Origin of the sequence: Bacteroides sp. HF-162, from assembly GCF_015679285.1 — a bacterium.
Taxonomy (GTDB): Bacteria; Bacteroidota; Bacteroidia; order Bacteroidales; family Bacteroidaceae; genus Bacteroides; species Bacteroides uniformis.
In genome coordinates, this window is record NZ_CP064937.1 from 1,605,596 (window position 1) to 1,624,321 (window position 18,726).

18 protein-coding genes, 1 tRNA gene and 1 pseudogene are annotated in these 18,726 nt (G+C 41.8%); 10 read left to right on the plus strand and 10 right to left on the minus strand.

Features of this window, described 5'->3' with window-relative positions:
- Positions 1–4: 4 nt before the first annotated feature.
- Positions 5–820: a helix-turn-helix transcriptional regulator gene (locus ITJ87_RS06300; RefSeq protein ID WP_117599249.1), complete on the minus strand. Its 816-nt coding sequence runs from the start codon at positions 818–820 to the stop codon at positions 5–7.
- A gap of 127 nt (positions 821–947) precedes the next feature.
- On the opposite strand from ITJ87_RS06300, the gene ITJ87_RS06305 reads away from it, so the two are divergent.
- Both ITJ87_RS06305 and ITJ87_RS06310 read left to right on the plus strand, forming a co-directional pair.
- Positions 948–1,397: a hypothetical protein gene (locus tag ITJ87_RS06305; protein ID WP_117966358.1), complete on the plus strand. Its 450-nt coding sequence runs from the start codon at positions 948–950 to the stop codon at positions 1,395–1,397.
- A gap of 234 nt (positions 1,398–1,631) precedes the next feature.
- Positions 1,632–1,841 (plus strand): winged helix-turn-helix domain-containing protein, encoded by a 210-nt coding sequence (locus ITJ87_RS06310; RefSeq protein WP_005835016.1) that lies wholly within the window; start codon positions 1,632–1,634, stop codon positions 1,839–1,841.
- 705 nt (positions 1,842–2,546) lie between these two features.
- Here ITJ87_RS06310 and ITJ87_RS06315 read toward each other — a convergent pair.
- The 3 genes from ITJ87_RS06315 to ITJ87_RS06325 all read right to left on the minus strand — a co-directional run bounded on the left by ITJ87_RS06315 (position 2,547) and on the right by ITJ87_RS06325 (position 4,460).
- Positions 2,547–2,622: transfer RNA gene (locus ITJ87_RS06315), tRNA-Lys, on the minus strand.
- Between the two features lie 94 nt (positions 2,623–2,716).
- Complete coding sequence (locus tag ITJ87_RS06320; protein ID WP_008665790.1) at positions 2,717–3,832, minus strand: AI-2E family transporter; 1,116 nt, start codon at positions 3,830–3,832, stop codon at positions 2,717–2,719.
- A gap of 22 nt (positions 3,833–3,854) precedes the next feature.
- Positions 3,855–4,460 carry a thymidine kinase gene (locus ITJ87_RS06325; RefSeq protein ID WP_005828444.1) on the minus strand — a complete coding sequence of 202 codons (606 nt, stop codon included), beginning with the start codon at positions 4,458–4,460 and terminating at the stop codon, positions 3,855–3,857.
- 110 nt (positions 4,461–4,570) lie between these two features.
- Here ITJ87_RS06325 and ITJ87_RS06330 point away from each other — a divergent pair, with 110 nt between their 5' ends.
- From ITJ87_RS06330 to ITJ87_RS06350, 5 genes are all read left to right on the plus strand, one after another.
- Positions 4,571–5,155, plus strand: coding sequence for a hypothetical protein (locus tag ITJ87_RS06330; protein ID WP_117966393.1), 585 nt, complete (start codon positions 4,571–4,573; stop codon positions 5,153–5,155).
- A gap of 13 nt (positions 5,156–5,168) precedes the next feature.
- On the plus strand, positions 5,169–5,843 hold the full coding sequence (gene rsmI, locus ITJ87_RS06335) for a 16S rRNA (cytidine(1402)-2'-O)-methyltransferase (protein WP_005828441.1): 675 nt from the start codon (positions 5,169–5,171) through the stop codon (positions 5,841–5,843).
- A gap of 34 nt (positions 5,844–5,877) precedes the next feature.
- Positions 5,878–6,756: a hypothetical protein gene (locus tag ITJ87_RS06340; RefSeq protein WP_005828438.1), complete on the plus strand. Its 879-nt coding sequence runs from the start codon at positions 5,878–5,880 to the stop codon at positions 6,754–6,756.
- Positions 6,757–6,842: 86 nt separating this feature from the next.
- Entirely contained in the window at positions 6,843–7,541 is a 699-nt protein-coding gene (locus tag ITJ87_RS06345) for a YjjG family noncanonical pyrimidine nucleotidase (RefSeq protein WP_117966361.1), read from the plus strand.
- A gap of 52 nt (positions 7,542–7,593) precedes the next feature.
- Positions 7,594–8,259 carry a MarC family protein gene (locus ITJ87_RS06350; RefSeq protein ID WP_008665785.1) on the plus strand — a complete coding sequence of 222 codons (666 nt, stop codon included), beginning with the start codon at positions 7,594–7,596 and terminating at the stop codon, positions 8,257–8,259.
- A gap of 128 nt (positions 8,260–8,387) precedes the next feature.
- On the opposite strand, the gene ITJ87_RS06355 is transcribed toward ITJ87_RS06350, so the two are convergent.
- From ITJ87_RS06355 to ITJ87_RS06370, 4 genes and pseudogenes are all read right to left on the minus strand, one after another.
- A complete protein-coding gene (locus ITJ87_RS06355) occupies positions 8,388–8,600 on the minus strand; it encodes a hypothetical protein (RefSeq protein WP_229135029.1) in 213 nt (70 codons plus the stop codon).
- A pseudogene (locus tag ITJ87_RS06360) lies at positions 8,600–9,009 on the minus strand (TonB-dependent receptor domain-containing protein); the annotation flags it as partial. The pseudogene ITJ87_RS06360 and the gene ITJ87_RS06355, both read right to left, overlap by 1 nt.
- 37 nt (positions 9,010–9,046) lie before the next feature.
- A complete protein-coding gene (locus tag ITJ87_RS06365; protein ID WP_117966364.1) occupies positions 9,047–9,538 on the minus strand; it encodes a hypothetical protein in 492 nt (163 codons plus the stop codon).
- Positions 9,539–10,324: a hypothetical protein gene (locus tag ITJ87_RS06370; protein WP_147327331.1), complete on the minus strand. Its 786-nt coding sequence runs from the start codon at positions 10,322–10,324 to the stop codon at positions 9,539–9,541.
- Positions 10,325–10,582: 258 nt separating this feature from the next.
- Here ITJ87_RS06370 and ITJ87_RS06375 point away from each other — a divergent pair, with 258 nt between their 5' ends.
- A complete protein-coding gene (locus tag ITJ87_RS06375; RefSeq protein ID WP_022275876.1) occupies positions 10,583–10,816 on the plus strand; it encodes a hypothetical protein in 234 nt (77 codons plus the stop codon).
- A 32-nt stretch (positions 10,817–10,848) separates the two neighbouring features.
- Positions 10,849–11,103: a DUF3089 domain-containing protein gene (locus ITJ87_RS06380; protein WP_117966373.1), complete on the plus strand. Its 255-nt coding sequence runs from the start codon at positions 10,849–10,851 to the stop codon at positions 11,101–11,103.
- A 492-nt stretch (positions 11,104–11,595) separates the two neighbouring features.
- On the opposite strand, the gene ITJ87_RS06385 is transcribed toward ITJ87_RS06380, so the two are convergent.
- Entirely contained in the window at positions 11,596–13,194 is a 1,599-nt protein-coding gene (locus ITJ87_RS06385) for a RagB/SusD family nutrient uptake outer membrane protein (protein ID WP_117599254.1), read from the minus strand.
- Positions 13,195–13,214: 20 nt separating this feature from the next.
- Entirely contained in the window at positions 13,215–16,373 is a 3,159-nt protein-coding gene (locus ITJ87_RS06390) for a TonB-dependent receptor (protein WP_230391794.1), read from the minus strand.
- A gap of 453 nt (positions 16,374–16,826) precedes the next feature.
- On the opposite strand from ITJ87_RS06390, the gene ITJ87_RS06395 reads away from it, so the two are divergent.
- Positions 16,827–18,017, plus strand: coding sequence for a site-specific integrase (locus tag ITJ87_RS06395; protein WP_117599260.1), 1,191 nt, complete (start codon positions 16,827–16,829; stop codon positions 18,015–18,017).
- The last annotated feature ends 709 nt before the right edge of the window (positions 18,018–18,726 follow it).

An 18,726-nucleotide genomic window follows, 5' to 3' on the forward strand; every position in this document is an offset into this window, starting at 1 on the left:
ACTTTTATGTTTTCACATAACTCAAAGTCCCTTCTTCCAATGGAGCGGAAGTGAGAAGCTGGCTTGGCGTGTTGCCGGACATCTTCTTGATTTCTTTTGAGAGATGGGAGACATCATAATATCCTGCTTTGATGGCAACGGACAGCAGATTGTCGAAAGAGGTACTCCGCAACAAGTCTACAACATGTTTGAACTTCATAATCCGACTGTACTCTTTGGGTGTAAGTCCGGTGTGCTGCTTGAATTTCCGTTCGAAATGGCGTTGGCATAGGCAAGTCTCCTCCGCTAACCGGAGGAGTGACAAGTCACCCTTGCATCGGTTGATTTGTTGTATGGCGAACAGCATGCTCCGTTCTGCTTTTGGACTGTATCGGCATAAGGCTTGAAACAGGAAGTTTTCAATAAAGACCAGGTGCTCTTGAATGGTTCCCAGTTCGCCCAGTCTCTCTGCAAAAGAGTGGGTAAAGAGGCTTGTAAGCTCATCGGCGTTTAACCGTAAGTTGGTGAGCTCCTGCAAAGGGAGGTCCATGAAGCGAAGTATTCCGCAAGGCAGAAAACGGATTCCCAGCATATGGACTGTTACCGTATGGGTCACTAATTCGGAATATTTGGTCATGGCTCCAATGAAGTAGGTATGGTAGGGCTGCATAACGAGGCTGTCGTGTACGGCCTTAGGGGCTTCACCCAACGTGAATATAAAGTCTGTGCATCCGTCCGGCAGGATGTTGATATGCATGCCGTATCCGGGTTGTCCTTTAAACTCCCAATATTTGTCAATATAGGGGGAGAGCAGGGGGCTGGGATGATATTCTTTGTACATAGGTTGTAAAGATAGGAATAAACTTCGAAGATAGGGAAATCCCTATGTATAAATAGAGAGAATCACGGAAAAGGAGGTTTTTATCATACTACATTTGCTGTATGGATAAATACTAAAACTTTCTATTATGAAAAAGATGTCAGTTGTTTTAGGCTTGTTACTCGCTGTCTTGGTGACGGGCTGTGGCATTTATGAGAGCTACGGGTTTGATTATAAGCAGTTGAGCAGCATTGAACGTGGTATGAGCTTTAAAGAGGTGTGTACCATTTTAGGAGAGCCTGCATTTAGAGATTTGAATAAGGAGGGAGAGGCTTGGACATTCCGTGCTTATACTCCTGCGGGGTGGTCGGCTGTCAAGGTGTGGTTCAAAGACGGAAAAGTGGACGAAATGAAGAGCTATCTGGATGATACTTATCCGGTTACCACTTCGCGGGACAAGAGTTTCATGGACGAGAAAAAAGAATCTTCCGACAAGAGTAGCGAAACAAAGGTAATAGTTTCGCCGGAAGGGAAACATTACATCAAAATGGGCTCGGTAGTAGTCACTCCCGAAGGCAAGCATATAATAGTACCTTGATTATACCAGCATAATCGTTTCCGGATATAGTATAATGTGAATATACCTTTCTATAAAGTGCTGATATTTATAAAGTTCTATATTTTTTGCAGATTTTAGGTATATGTAGTTCAAAGAATGTTATCTGAAATGAAAAGAATGGGCAATGTTTGTCATTGCTCGGTCTTTATCTTATATTTGAGTAAATAATATAGGATATCATTTTAAGAAAGGAACTAATAATAAGATAATAATATGAAGAATATTGAGAAGGCGACCAATAATATGAAAATGGTATATTCCATTCTGTGCAATCTTAAGAAGTGTACAATCTTTGAATTACAGAAACTGACGAAGTTCAGGGATGTGGATTTGTGTTTGGCCTTGGGGTATCTGCTGCAGAATAACCAGATTTATCAGAAGCGTATTGATAACATGGTTTACTATGGAGTCGTCGCAAAATGAAAAGATATACAATAGGTTTACCACACATTTTGCTTACATGCTTGCATGGCGCTTTCTAATTGTTTGTTATACCGCGTTTTACGGTATGTAAGCAGACGCTATGCAAGTATGTAGGCAAACTTTGCTTGCATGCTGTTTTTTCTTGTGCAAATGGCTGGTCTTCTTTCCGCAAAGAACGGCTCTTTCTTCTACTAAAAGCTTATTAATGACTATTGTGCACGGTTGTGATGCAGTTTCTTCACTATTGTGGTACGGCTTCTTCATGCTTGTGGAGAAGCAGTACCACAATAGTGCGCATATCTAACTGTCATTTACTCAGTGGACTAAAAACCTATATTTGAGTGATGAAAAACTGATAAATAGTCTTTCATTGGCTGTGTATGTACCTTCAAAAGAGTGATATGGCAGTGGATAATGTTCATGTCTTACAGTTTTTCAGTGAAAGAAATCATGAATATTGGGATACTTGAAAAATAAGTTTCTCTTTTGCACGCGAATTAGAAAACCAAAAGAGTTTTGTAATCCTCATCGGAGGGGCGTAAAAATACCGGATAAGATGACTGGGTAAAACCAATCATTTTCATTGTGCTTCTGTTTTGTGTTCTGAAGTATCGGTATGATTATAAACTTTCCAACCAACTCATTACGTAGCAGATGCCTTTAAAAGAAAAAAGCAATTATCTATTTCAGATAACTGCTTTTCTTTGGTGAACCGCTTGGGGCTCGAACCCAAGACCCCAACATTAAAAGTGTTGTGCTCTACCTGCTGAGCTAGCGATTCAGACCTTATTGCTGTTAAGCGGGTGCAAAGATAGATACTTTTGTTTAAAAAACAAATGGATTAAGGGAAAAAGTTTTGATAACGACTTCTGCTTTTACTCTTCTTGTTGATTATCAGTCTGTTCAAACTTGTGAATTTTTTCTCTGTTTATGATGAAACGTTGATAGTAGGAGAGCATAAGGGTGGTAAGCGGAAGTGCTATAATCATACCCAGCATACCCATCAATGAGCCCCAAATTGATAAAGACAGTAGGATGATGGCAGGGTTCAGGCCCGTAATTTTCCCCATGACACGCGGTACGATGAATCCGTCTTGAATGGCTTGTACTATGATGAATACCGCAAGGGCCGATGCAATGATAATCCAGAAGTTTCCTCCCGTATCCGCTGCTTTCAGTATGGCCAGCACGATGGTAGGTATAAAGCCAATAATCTGTAAATAGGGCACTAGGTTTAAAGCACCGATGAACAAGCCGAGCCCAATGGCCAGTGGGAAATCAATAATCAGAAAGCCTATACTGAACAGAATACCGACACACAATGCCACGAATGCTTGTCCGCGGAAGTATCTGTTCATGCCGTCTTTCACATCGTTCATTACATTGATTACGAAGGGCCGGTATTTCTGTGGTACCAGGTGGGGCCACCCTTCGGAAATGCTTTCATAGTCCAGCAATATGAAGATTATATAGAGAAGAATGAGAAAGAAAGTGAAGAAACTGAACAGTAGATTGACGGATTCTGACAGCAAGGACCAGAGCCGGGGAACGGTTTCCTTGATGGCGTTCAGCATATTCTCTTCCTTGAACAATTGGGTGACAAACTGGGTGTCTATGTTCTCACGAAGGAATTCAGAGAGTGTTTTGGGCACATTGCCGTCGTGGGTTCCGTTGGAAAAGTAGTCTATTACCAAATCTTTCACCCTGACGAATTCGTCCATCATGGGAGGCACAAGCAGATAAAATGCGGTTCCTCCTACAATCAGAATACTGAATAAGGCGCAGAAGATGGATATGACCCGGTTCTTGAGCCTTAATCTGTACTGGAAAAAGGTGACCAGGGGGTATATCAGATAGGCAATGAGCCATGCGATGAAGAATGGCAGCAATACGCCGCTTAGACGCTTGAAGAGCATAAGGATGCCGATAATAATGACACCGAGTATGACACCGCGGATAAAACTGTCGAATGTAATCTTTTTGCGTTCCATAATGCTCTGTTTTTTGTATTCGTTAATGACCGCTTTCCTTTTGGTCGGCTTGGATGGCTTGCTGATAGCACTCCCGGCATAGAGGTTCGTACTCTTCGGTTTCCCCCAGCAGTACTTGTTTGTCGTTCTTGACGGTACGGTGGGAGAACGAGGCGAGTTGGCCGCATTTCACACAGATGGCATGTACTTTGGAAACTTCGTCTGCAATGGCACACAGTCCCGGCATAGGACCGAATGGAATACCCCGGAAGTCCATGTCCAGTCCGGCAACAATGACGCGTATACCATTGTTGGCAAGCTGGTTGCATACATCAATCAGGCCGCTATCAAAGAACTGGGCTTCGTCAATGCCCACTACATCTATCTCTGAAGTGAAGAGCAGAATGCTGGCAGACGAGTCGATGGGAGTGGAGGCTATGGAATGACTGTCATGCGATACTACATCGGCTTCGGAATAACGGGTGTCTATGGCGGGCTTGAATATCTCTACGCGTTGTTTGGCAAATTTTGCCCGTTTCAGTCTCCTTATCAGCTCTTCGGTTTTGCCGGAAAACATAGAACCGCAAATGACCTCAATTCTTCCCCTGCGTTTGGTTTCCTGTATATGATCTTCTGAGAATAATACCATGCTTTCGAGTGTTATATTTAAGCGCAAAAGTAACACTTTTGTTTGCTTTCCGATATTTTTTCATTATTTATTTCTACATTTGTAGCGTTAACACGGACTGTGTAAAGGATATGCAAACCTTATTAAATGACATAGAATTAGATATTCAGGAATTGAAATGTTTGATGCAAGCCATTTCAAGTGATACCAATCCGACATTGAGGATTGTGGCAAAACGGAATATCCAGCAGATGAAGGTACGCTTGGAGGCGTTGCAAGAACTGCTTGAGGAGGCGCCAACGGCTGTTGTGCCGCCCCTGAAGGACATCCCTACTGCTACTACTCCTTTGGCTGGACCGGTTTCTCCGGTTGTACCGGTCGTCCCTGATACAATGAAGATGGTATGTGAGGAACCGGAAACAGTTCATACGGCTGAAGCGCTCCAGACTGTTGTAACTTCGGCATCTCCTATTTTGGCAGAACGTATCAAGCCTGCCAAGGATTTGAGACATGCCATCAGTCTGAACGATTCATTCCGTTTTGTCCGCGAGCTGTTCGCAGGCGATGCTGCACGGATGAATGAAGTGGTACGACGTTTGGGTGAGGCCCCTTCTTTGGACAAGGCTATGGATATTTTCGTTTCGGAAGTGCAGCCGGATGAAGAGAATGAAGCCGCTGTCGATTTTATGGAACTCCTCAAAAAATATTTCAGCTAAACAACCGATAAGTATGGGAAAACTTTATGTAGTGCCTACCCCGGTAGGGAATTTGGAAGATATGACATTCCGTGCTATCCGGATTCTGAAAGAAGTGGATTTAATATTGGCTGAGGATACACGTACTTCCGGCATATTGCTGAAACACTTCGAAATAAAGAATGTGATGCAATCTCACCATAAATTTAATGAACATAAAACGGTTGAAAGTGTTGTTAATAGAATAAAGGGGGGAGAAACTGTAGCTTTGATTTCGGATGCAGGTACACCGGGTATATCCGACCCGGGCTTTCTGGTGGTCAGAGAGTGTGTGCGCAACGGCATCGAAGTGCAATGCCTGCCGGGAGCGACAGCTTTTGTGCCGGCATTAGTGGCTTCCGGATTGCCGAATGAGAAGTTCTGTTTTGAAGGTTTTCTTCCACAGAAGAAAGGAAGGATGACTCGCCTGAAGGCATTGGCCGGGGAGCGTCGTACCATGGTGTTCTATGAGTCTCCCCACAGATTGGTAAAAGCTTTGGCGCAGTTTACCGAACATTTCGGTGCCGGACGTCAGGCATCTGTTTCGCGGGAAATTTCAAAGGTGCACGAAGAAACGGTGCGTGGAACGCTTACAGAATTAATAGAACATTTCACGGCGAACGAACCGCGCGGTGAAATTGTGATTGTAGTAGCAGGAATAGACGATTAAATAACTTCATTAACCAAACGTAAAACGAAAGCGTATGAAAAAGTTAGCAGTTTTAATTGTATGCGCGGCTGTAATGGCTTCGTGTGACAGTTTCTCTGGTGGCAGTAAGAACCAGCTGAAAGCTGAAAATGATTCTTTATTGATGGAACTGACTCAGCGTAATGCTGAATTAGACGAGATGATGGGTACTTTCAATGATATTTCAGAGGGATTCCGCCAGATTAATGCGGCGGAGAGCCGTGTGGATTTGCAACGTGGCGCTGTGGCAGAAGGCTCTTTGAATGCCAAGCAGCAGATTGCGTCGGACATTGAATTTATCCGTAAACAGATGGAAGAGAACAAGGAGCAGATTGCCAAACTGCAATCTATGTTGAAGAACAGCAAAAACAACTCTGTTCAGTTGAAGAGAGCTGTAGAATCTTTGACTCAGGAGTTGGTGGCAAAGACCCAGCGTATTGAAGAATTGCAGGCTGAGCTGGCTTCCAAGAATATCCGTATCCAGGAACTGGATGCTGCCGTGACCGGCTTGTCTAGTGAGAAGGAGGAATTGACTGCCGAAAATGAGGCGAAGGCCAAAACCGTTGCCGAGCAAGATAAGGCACTTAACACAGCTTGGTTTGTGTTTGGCACAAAGAAGGAGCTGAAAGACCAGAAGATATTGACAAATACCGGGCTTTTCAAAAAAGGCCAGGTGCTGAAAGATTCTGATATCAACAAGGACTACTTTACACAAGTGGATATCCGTACGACAAAAGAGATTAAACTATACTCCAAAGATGCTGATATCTTGACCACTCATCCTGCTGGCTCTTATGCGTTGGAGAAAGATGATAAAGGACAGCTGACTTTGAAGATTACAAATCCGAAAGACTTCTGGAGTGTGTCCAAGTATTTGGTAATCCAAGTAAAATAACACTGTTATAGACTGATACAGAACGGACGCAGGTTATTGGAATTGATAATCTGCGTCTATTTTTATATATCCCTTTCCTTTAAATTATGGCATCCCAATATAAGAACCTGTTTTTTGACCTGGACGATACGCTTTGGGCATTTTCCCTTAATGCACGCGATACATTCGAAGAGATGTATCACAAGTATGATTATGACCGTTTCTTCCGGTCTTTCCAGCATTTCTATACGCTTTATCAGCATCGCAATGTAGAGCTGTGGGAAGAATACGGCAGAGGGCAGGTCAGCAAGGAAGAGTTGAACCGCCAGCGTTTTCTATATCCTCTGGAGGCAGTAGGGGCGGGGGATGCTGCTTTGGCCGAGGCTTTTTCTGATGATTTCTTTTCGGTCATTCCCACAAAAAGTCGGCTGATGCCGCATGCTTATGAGGTGCTGGAATATTTGGCGGGGAAATATAACCTCTATATCCTTTCCAACGGCTTCCAGGAGCTGCAATGTCATAAGATGCGTTCGGCAGGTATCGACCGCTTTTTTAAGAAGATTGTTCTCTCTGATGACATCGGTATCTTGAAGCCCTGGCCCGAAATCTTTCATTTTGCACTTTCTGCCACACAATCCGAGGTGCGTGATTCTTTGATGATAGGCGATAGTTGGGAAAATGATGTGATAGGAGCCAAAGGAGTGGGTATGCACCAAGTGTTTTATAATGTAACCGGGAAGGAAGAACTGCCTTTTCAACCGACTTATCATATCAGTAATCTGAAAGAATTGATGCAGATTTTGTGACATTGAAATTTTTAATTGTACTTTTGTCTGCAGAAACGTATATTATACAGCTATGGACACAATCTTACCTTTCGCTCTACTTTGTTTTACCTCCTTCTTTACGTTGACAAACCCTCTCGGCACCATGCCGGTGTTTTTGACCATGACGCATGGAATGACGGACCGTGAACGGCAGTCGGTAGTATCGCGCGCCACGTTGGTTGCCTTTATAACAATTATGGTCTTTACGTTTGCAGGGCAGTTCCTCTTTAAGTTCTTCGGTATCTCTACCAATGGTTTCCGTATTGCCGGTGGAGTTATTATCTTTAAGATTGGCTTCGATATGCTGCAAGCCCGTTATACCCCAATGAAGCTGAAAGACGAGGAAATCAAGACTTATGCCGATGATATTTCCATTACTCCTCTTGGAATTCCGATGCTTTGTGGTCCCGGTGCCATAGCCAATGCCATTGTGCTGATGCAGGATGCCCATACCATTCAGATGAAAGGAGTTCTTATAGGAATGATTGCCTTTATTTATCTGATTACCTTTTTCATATTGCGTGCTTCCACGCGGTTGGTCAAAATCTTGGGTGAGACGGGAAACAATGTGATGATGCGCTTGATGGGACTTATCTTGATGGTTATTGCCGTTGAGTGTTTTGTCAGCGGAGTGAAACCGATATTGGTGGATATATTGAAAGAAGGAGGCATACCATCACTGGCACACCTCCTCTAAACACTTTATTTATAAAAACACATTGGGAGAATTCCCAAGTTTCTTTAGGCTACTATTGATTAATAGCCTGGATTTTGTTCCATGTTCGGATTGGCATTGATTTCACCGACGGGAATCAACGGGAGCGCTTATATGTCGTTACGGATGTCTGCCGCGTCGGTCAGGTTGCCACTTTCTGCTGCCTGAATCAGACGGTTGGTGCGTGCTATGACTACATAAGTCATCTGCCATACGGCTGTTGAGGTGGTGAAATTGTCGGCAGTTGTATATTCCATATAGTAGTAGAAGTTTGCTTTTCCACTTCCACCGTTATATTCATATTGGATATCTTCCCTTCTCATGATGTAATGGTCAACTCAAAACCATAGTTCTTCAGTGAACCGATGTTTTGCGGAGTGGTATATCCGTAATCGCCATCATAATATCTGCCGACTTGTGATACGGGGAGGTCGTATATAAGGTCACTGGTTTTGCGCTGATAGTAGTCGAATGTTACGGAGATACGGTCAATGAATGAAAAGTCGAGACCGATATTCCATGTTTTGTTCTTTTCCCATTTCAGGTCCGGGTTTCGAAAGAGTTGATGTAAGAGAGCTGGGTTTGTGTATTCAGCTGGTCATTACGATTGACAATACGCTGCATGGCACCATCCGGAGCGCCGTTGTTTGAGCGTCTGTCCCAAAGAACATCATTGGTACCTTGTGCGTAATCATAAGCAAGCTTTATGGGAAACAAACTCTCTTTACTCCAATGGGGATTGCCGGACGATCCACTGCTTTGTGGCAAGTCACACGAACATTCTCGTTAATGCCACGTGCATTGCCGGAAATGTAAGGCATGTCAATGGAAGGAATCCACTATTATTATATTCCATAGATGTCATGGGAAGAACAAAATAGCTAGAATTCTGCGCTTCTATAAAAGGAAAATTCTCTTCATACACTGCCGTGCTCAGTTCCAGCATATATTCAAAATCTTTACGGCTCATCTCTATTTGTTTGTCAAAAGGTAAAGTTTTGTCCAGTTTCCAAATAGCAGTACAATCCATAGGATATAAAGGATTACCTTCCTGATCGAGAACCACAAGATACATGTGCCCGGGTATCTTTACTAATTCAATACTTAGTCCTACGCTCAGGCAAAGGCTTGCCATTGCACAAGTTTGTGTGGTACAAAAAAACTGGCCTTTATTAAACATTTCGGCAAAAGTAGACAGGTGCGTTCCCTCAAAAGAATATACTACTCCATATTTATTCATCAACCAATAAAATGCAGCCAATTACTCCTTGACATATTCATTTCCCCACTGATAACCCAAAAATCCATCTCTTATGTTTGGGATATCATTTATTGCTTCCAGTTTCAGCTTATTTACCATAGGATTATTGGGTGAAACATGACCAAAGAAAAAAGGCTCAAAAGACAAATAGCATATTTCATCACCTTCTCTAATAGGATATTCAGCCCAATCGAACGTTTTCAAATAAGCAACATAATCCTTATCATCTTGATTATCCAGCTCCCAATAAAAAGAGTATATATCTTCTTGAAAGGGGGATACATTAAATTGTTTGGAATATTGACAAATTATATTTCCTTTCATTCTGATCTCCCATTCCATCGTAATAGGCATTGCTGACTTTATGGAAGAGAATTTTTCATATTTCCATTTGATAGGAAAAAACATTTCGATACGCTCGTCTCCAGTTGTCAGCATGGATACCGTTCTCTCTTCATTGAGGGCTGAAGCTTTCGTTGTCACATGGATTTCTTGCCCGGCAGCCGGATTATCAAAGACAAGTACCATATCTTCAAACCGGTCTCCCATTTTATAATATTTACTGATACTTGGAGCCGGATAAGCAAAAAGTGGCGAGATATAATCATATCCCCTAAATGCGGCCCAACTCTGCGATAATGCTTCTACATGCAAATCTCTCATTGAAATTTCTTCGTTATCAGCATCTTCCATAACCTCAATATAATACTTCTTCTCACAGGCTGTTAAGCAGACCGCCAAACACATCCCAGTCAATATCCGGGAGAATAAATTTGTTAATTTCATATATCTTATATAATTGTATAAAGCAAGAAACTGTCTTAAATATCTCTACTCGGATGAAACCCTCGATCCGGAAGCAGGCGAGAATATTAAGGGAGAGTTTCGCGATATTTACGATCGTAAGAAATAGTCTATGAAACAGGTAATTTGCTGTGCATTTTACTTCTTGTTTGCTTCGTTTGCGGATGTGACAAGGTACATACAGGAAGCAGGAAAGTAGCAGTCTTTGTTCCGGCTGCTCCCGATTATAATGAATCGAAAATGTGGTATGTCGAACGCAACGACCAAGGCGACGGCGTTGATGTGTTTTACATTCCTTCTGCTTGGAAGTTTGACTGGAAAACATCTGACAGCCTTGTTTCTCACTATGCAGACTCGTCTTTACCCGAACATCGTGTACACATGGAAACCGAAATGGCCAAGGTAGCTGAATACATGGCATTGGGAAACAACTTCTATTCTCTTCATTATAGGCATATTACCCTTGATTTATAGGCTACACTCAATGAAGATACCATGACGCGCAGATATATGGATGTGTCTTTCAAAGATGCAACAGCAGCTTTCTCCACTTCCTCATAAATTATAACCAAGCTCGTCCGTTTATTCTGGCAGGATTCAGTCTGGGTGGAAAGTCGGTTGTAGAATTGATGAAGCACTTGTCTGAAAAGGAACGTAAGCAGATGATTGCCGCATACGTGTCGGGATATAAGGTTACTCTTGCTGATGTGGAGAAAGTGCCGTGGATTAAACCGGCAACAGACTCTATTGACACCCGGTAGGTGCTTTGGGCTTTCGTCTTGCCGATCTGAGCCTTGATGTTCTCCAGTTCCCAGTTCAGCCGTCTTGCCTCCTCGGGTTTGCCTTTGTTACAAAATTACTATTTATCGAGTTGTTTTAAGCTATGAAGAATAATGCAAACAATTGAAAAAATAACCGTTTATATTGCCTGTTTTAGTAGGAAGAAGGCGCATCGGTAAAACCTCACTTTTATTGAAGTCAACGGATGAAAGACCGATATTGTATTTTTTCATTTTATGAATTGGTGGAAATTAAACACAATCCTGAGCGGATAGATTGGGGGATATTGAAGAAAAGCCACCCATTTCACAATGAGTGGCTTCTCAAAAACACTTTATTATGAAATTCCGGTATGTTCAACCGGATGAATCATCATAGTTGTCGCATTATTATTGTTGGGGTAATGCAGCTTGATTAGTCTGTACAGATAGCGCTTCTGTGTCATTTTTCCGTATAACACGTCCTTTGAAGTATTAATTCTGGTCGCTCGGAGAAAGCTGAGAATTATTTTCTATTTCAGAGAGAGGTAATTGGTAAAGGAACGGCCTATCTTCCTGGTTATAACGGAACTTACCGGCAGAGAAGTGATTATTATTTTCTGCACCCCAAGTTTCGTCTGTACGATCTACAGGAATATTCAAACGACGATTATCAATATATTCCAAACCTTCACCCCAGAACTCTACACGTTTCTGATAAATGATTTCCTCTATCAGGTCAGCCTTGTTCGTGAAAGTGTAATTATAATCGGGCTGGCGGGTCTTCATAAAGCTATTCAGTTCAGTCACTGCTTCAGCAGAACCCTTGTGAGCCAAAGCTTCCATTTTTATCATGTAAGCCTCTTCTGAACGCAGGTAAATATAATCTCCCAGTTCCCATCCGCTGAACACACCGGCCTTGATGTTATCACGACCTGTACCGATAAATTTTACGGCTTGGTATTCCACGGCAACTGGAGACTGAGTGTCACGAATCAATGTTATACGATTACCGGAATCATCTGTTACACCTGTAGAACGGTCGCAGCAGAACCATTGCAGACGGATATCAGTATCCGCGATACGGTCTACTAATGGCTTAAAGGCAGCGCGCCATACACCGATGCCGGCATAACCATCGCCATAAGTATCCATCTGCGAGAAGAAAGACATATAAGTTGTACTATTGTCTGCTGTAACATCGCTACCGAATACTACATCCGGCAAGCTGATATTACTGAATCCTTGGAGTATCTGGTCTTCACTCTGCAATATAGGGAAATTATCAATCACCACCTGCGCATACTTTATCGCCTCATCCCATTCATGGATAACCATGTTCGCACGAGCCAAATGCATAGCTACCACGCAGCCATCCATATCAGTGGGTGAGGAAGTACGCGTCATATCCAAATTCTTGAACAAGTCGAAAGCAGTGGTAAGGTCACTCTTGATTTGTTCATAGATTTGGGCTACAGTAGCACGTGGCTGGTCACCTTCCGTATCCTCTGTAATAAGCGGTACACACGGAGACTGGGAGAAGTCATATTTCTCTCCACGGCCCCATTTCGTTCCATCCGCACCGGTATAGTAGGAATGCTGGTATAAGTAAGTCAGTTGTAAGTAGGCGTAGCCACGGAAACCAAGGGCGATGGCACGATATTTCAAATTGGCGGGATCTTCACTGCTGGGGTCAATCAGCTTGAGGATGTTGTTGGCATTGGCTATGACACGATAGTACTCTTTCCAACGGTTGTTGGTCGGAGTATAGTTCTGTTGCCAGTAATCCAGCAAATAATGATACATACTCATAGCGAAACGTCCGGTCATAATCATATCGTTGCCCATCAGCGATGTTAAGTAATCAAAACTCTTTTGACCGAAATAGTTGTGACTCATATTGACGTCAACATACTGTTGCATATCAGTATACATACCTGCCACAGCAGCTGAAAAAGCCTTATCAGGATCTTCCTGAGCCACATTGCCCAGTTGGTCTTCAGTCAAATAAGCGGTAACGTCAGCATCTTCAATGCAAGATGTAAGCAGGCCCCCGACAAGAAGCACCTGCATCATATATTTCATTATCTTCATATACAATTTTATTTTTTAGTTTAGAATGTAAGGTTGATACCTCCGGAAATCACACGCATCGGAGAATAGCCTCCATATTCATTATCAGAACCAGCCATTGCCACACGAGGGTCAAATCCCTGACGTTTGGACCACAAGCCGAGATTATCTGCCGTAGCATAGATACGCAGTTTCTCAACACCCAATTTCTGCATCAAGTTCTTCGGCAATGTGTAGCCCAAAGTGATGTTACGGATGCTGAAGTAGCTGGCCTTTACCAGATTGAGGTCTGATTGCTGAGTGAAAGAGTTGGAAGCATTGTCGGCATTCCAAATAGGGAGTGAACCTTGACCGGTCTCAGGGTTGAATGTTTTCCACATATCCTTATTATGACCTACGTAGAATGAAGAGCTCATGCCGGACAGATAAGAGTAGTCATAAGCATAGCCACCAATCTGGAAAGCCGTTGCTATAGAAAGGTCAATTCCCTTGTAAGAGAAAGTAGTGCTCAAACCACCGTTGAAATCGGGCAGTGCAGATTTTCCAATGAAGTAGCGGGTTGCGTCTGCATAAGTGGTGGTGGTAGTACGGCCTGTCACTTCCCCTTTCTCGTTTGTCTCATCCATGTACCACATGGCATTTCCTTTTTCGTCCATGCCGGCATACATATAAGTATAGTATTCAAAGCGGCTCTTACCTTCGCGCAGGTTGAACGGACCGGAAGTGATACCATTTTCACGGTTTTCTTCGGGTAATGTCACAATACGGTTCTTGTAGTGGGAGCCTACGAGCGATACCGTCCACTTCAGGTCAGACTGATTGAAGATATCCACATTCACTTCAAACTCTATACCAGTGTTCTTCATCGCACCCAGATTTTCCCAGTTATACGGCCGTCCGGCTGTAGAGAAAGCTACGGGACGCTTGAAAAGCATATCGTCCGTACGACGATAAAAATATTCGAATGAACCGTATACTCTATCGAAGAGACGGAAATCTACCCCCACGTCAAAAGTCTTCTGCTTTTCCCAGGTCAAGTCCGGATTACCGTAGAATTCCGGTGAATAACCCAGCTCTGAACCATTCCAAGTAACTGTGTATTGGTCTTGATAAGGCGTGTATACATAGGCATAGTCATATTCCGAAAGGATGCTTTCATTACCCTGGGTACCATAAGATGCACGCAGTTTCAAGTCGTTCAACCAAGAATTTGTACCTTCCATGAATGCTTCGTTGGAAATACGCCAAGCAGCACCTACCGACCAGAAATTACCCCAACGGTCCAGAAAGCGGGAAGTACCGTCGCGACGGAAAGCGGCAGAAACGTAATATTTATTGCTATAGTCGTAGTCTGCCATACCGAAATAACCCTCGATGTTATGGTTTGCCGTGTAGCTATTGATGTATTGCATTTGTCCACCGTTGTCCAGTTCCGGATTGTTCGGATTAAAAAAGTTGGTCTTCTGTCCTGCCAAATACTGATATTCATACTTGTAGTACTCGTGACCTATCTTGGCCGACAGGTGGTGGTTATCGCCAAATACATTGCTGTAAGCCAGAATCTGGTTGAAGTTGGTAGTCGTAGTGTTGTAGCTTCCTTTTGTACCACGACCACCGAAAGACTGTCCGTCACCGATGAGCGGAGTGTAGAATACTGTCTGGCTACTGTTCGTGAAATCATAACTATAGTTTGCTGTAAACTTGAAATTCTTCAAGAACGAGATTTCCAGATACGAGCGTGAAGTCAGATTATTGTACACAGTTTCACGAATATCCTCTTTCATATTGGCTATCACATTCTGGTTAGTAGCCGTAGGACGTTTAGATGTACCGTCTGTTTCACCATTTCCGGCATCATACATGGGGCTTCCATCCTCATAATATTTCATGTTACCTTCTGCATCATAGGCATGAACCGGAAAGATAGGAGCCCAAGATCGTGCTACTTCGAAAGGATTGGAGGCAGCTCCGGCATTCTCTTGTACACCATTCTGAGTTGCTTTGGAATATCCTACATTGGTACCTACCTTCAACCAGGATTTCAACTGGGAGTTAACGTTGGCACGAGCTGTAAAACGCTCATAAGAAGAACCTAACACATAAGAGTCATTATCCAGAAAGCCCATAGATACATAAAAATCTGTACGGTCATTACCACCCGATGCAGATACATTGTATTCTTGGCGGAAGGCATTGTCGAACAAGGCATCGGCAAACGAATCATTATAACGCAAACGTGCATTGGGGTTAAGTTTTCCATCAGGTGTTACTAAATATTCTCCTTGCGGGATGATATAAGCATTGTAATTACCCAGTTCGCCCAGTAAATCCTGACTGGCTGCTAAATTAGAGTCTTCAATGGATTTTCCAGCCGCCCAATAGGTATTACGAAGACCATACCAAGACAAACGATAGAACTCTTCCGGATCAGTAGCCATATCATAATCTTTGTACGCACGCTGTGCCACACCCCAGGTACCGTTAAAGTTGATGGCCACCTTGTCTTTGCGTCCGGTCTTGGTAGTAATCATGACCACACCACCAGCTGCGCGGGAACCATACAAAGAGTTGGATACAGCATCTTTCGACACGTTCACTGAAGCAATGTCCGTAGGGTTGATGTCCGACAACTTACCGTTGAAGGGCACACCATCTACTACAATCAGCGCATTGTTGCTGGCTGAAATAGAACCGATACCGCGCAATACGATATTGGCATCTTGTCCCGGCTGGCCGGAAGAGCTTACAACCTGCAAACCGGCCACAGCTCCTTCTAGTGCATTGGACACGGATGTAGCTTGTGAATTACTGATAATCTCATTCTTTACACTGCTGATAGAGCCCACCAAATCTTGTTTGCGTTTAGTGCCATAAGCCACTACTGTTACTTCATCAAGTATCTCTGTATCAGGCATCATAACCACTTTTACGCTCGGTTTGATTACCACTTCTTGAGTCTTCATACCGATGTATGAAATCACCAGAGTTTTCGCGGAACTTGGTACGTTTGGTAATGTAAAATCACCATCTACACCGGTAATAGCACCAACTTGTGTACCTTTTACCAATACAGAGGCTCCAATAACTGGCTGCCCGTCTTCTTCAGAAATTACAACACCTGTAACCTTCTGGGTTTGGGCAGTTACTAGGCCTATTCCAACAAAAAGACAGGCCAATAACAGCATTAATTTTCTTTTCATAAATTCTCTCTTAAAGTTTAACTTTACATTAATTGTTTCTTTACTCTAACAAAATGCAAATATATTAATAAAACTGAAACGAACAACTATTTTATTGAAAAAACCTTGTAAATCTATCAATTTGTTAATTAAATACGCTACTTTATGCTTAATAACAGATTTTTCATACTTAAAAAACCTAAACCGGCTTATGTTTACTATCACTATGATTCCCTCTTTCAAGGTGATTTTTCCAAGAAATACACATATTTTAAAACAAAATGGTTAATAAACAAGCTGCTAAAACAAAAAACATACCTGATTTTGAAACAAAATGAGAATTTCCGGAGATTAAATACCGATTAATAGCTAAACACAAAAAGACACTTTTTAGAGATATTAATTCTTATTCTATTCTCACCGAGCACAGAATATCGTCTTATTTGTTATTAGTATTAATTAAAATCAAGCAAAATGAGTAAAATTATTTACAATCTAGTGTACAACAGAAAAAGAAGCCTGAATAAAAAAGGAATGGCGTTAGTGCAAGTAGAAGCCTATTTGGACAGAAAGAAAAAGTATTTCTCCACCAAAGTTTATCTAAAGCCAGAACAATGGGACAATAAAAAGCTTATCGTGAAGAATCATCCTAATGCGGATGCACTGAATAGATTGATATATGAATTTATGGCTATGATAGAAAAAAAAGAGTTGGAATTGTGGCAGCAAGGAAGGCGTATTTCATTAGAGTTACTAAAGGAGGTTTTGAGCACAAACGAAAACAAAACCTCTTTTATTTCTTTTTGTAGACAAGAGATAGCAAACTCTGCTCTGAAAGAAAGTACAAAACGAAATCACCTCTCCACTCTTTCATTATTACAACAGTTCAAAAAGGATGTAACCTTTTCTGATTTAACATTCGAATTCATATCCTCCTTTGAATATTTCTTGCAATCAAGAGGCTATCACACAAATACGATAGCCAAACATATGAAGCATCTGAAGCGACATATAAATGTCGCCATCAACAAGGATTATATAGAGATACAAAAATACGCTTTTCGAAAGTACAAGATTAAAACTATAGAAAACAAGCATACGCACTTATCTCCTGAAGAGCTGGAGAAGTTGGAGAAATTAAGCTTGGCTGGCAGATATACTAAATTGCAGAAGACTTTAGATGCATTCTTGTTTTGTTGCTATGCAGGAATGAGATATTCTGATTTTATCAGTTTATCACCCGATAACATCGTGGAGATCCGTCAAGAAACCTGGCTAATTTATAAATCCATAAAGACGAGTACAGAAGTCAGATTACCTCTTTATCTCTTATTCGAAGGAAAAGGGCTTGTTATTCTGGACAAATATCGGGATGACTTACAAAGCTTCTTTCATTTAAGGGATAACTCTAATGTGAACAAAAATTTAATTGTGATTTCCCGCCTAGCCGGTTTATCAAAAAAGATTTCATTTCACACCGCTCGCCATACTAATGCAACTCTATTGATTTATAATGGAGTAAACATTACAACAGTGCAAAAATTATTGGGGCATAAAAGTGTTAAAACCACACAAGTGTATACGAATGTAATGGATATGACTATAGTACATGATTTAGAAAAGAACCATGCACTCATGCCTTTGCCTAAAAAAACACGAACTTAGCATAGTCAATACTGCACTTTCATATCATCATATACTTCTCCTTTAAAGTCTGTTCACTCACTATTCTGTTTCAACCTGCTCGCTGCAAACTCACTGCATACGTTTTGCAGTACTACTGCATATTGTTTGCAGTACCACTGCATATTGTTTGCAGTACCACTGCATATTAGTTTGCAGTACCACTGCAACAGCTTTGCAGTATCACTGCAATAGGTTTGCAAAATCTTGCAGCAAGAAACTATTTATAATCAATTAGATACAGCATAGTGTGAATAGAAGATTAACATTGGTGTGTTATCAATATTTAAACTGATTGGAGGTGTGGAAGCAAAATTTGCTTCCACACTTTTGCATTGCTTCCACAGCATCTGTAATGCCGATAAATAGAGGGATATAAGGAACGGGTGGAAGCGTGGAAGCAAAAATGATGAAAACTGCTATGAGGAAACAATTGTTGTCTTGATTGTTTAGCCAATCAGAAAGTTTTGAATTTGCTGTTTTCTGAAGCTATTGAAATATTCTTTTACATAGATTTTAGTAGTTTCGCTAATAAAATGACAATGTAGAGTAAATACTTCATTGAAAGCAGCTAGGATGATAGATATTGACAAAAGACATGCTTCATATAAGAGGAAGAATCATTTAAAATCTTTAAGCAGCGTATTAACTTTATGGTATACATCTGATAACCTGGTTGTTAATCCTACAA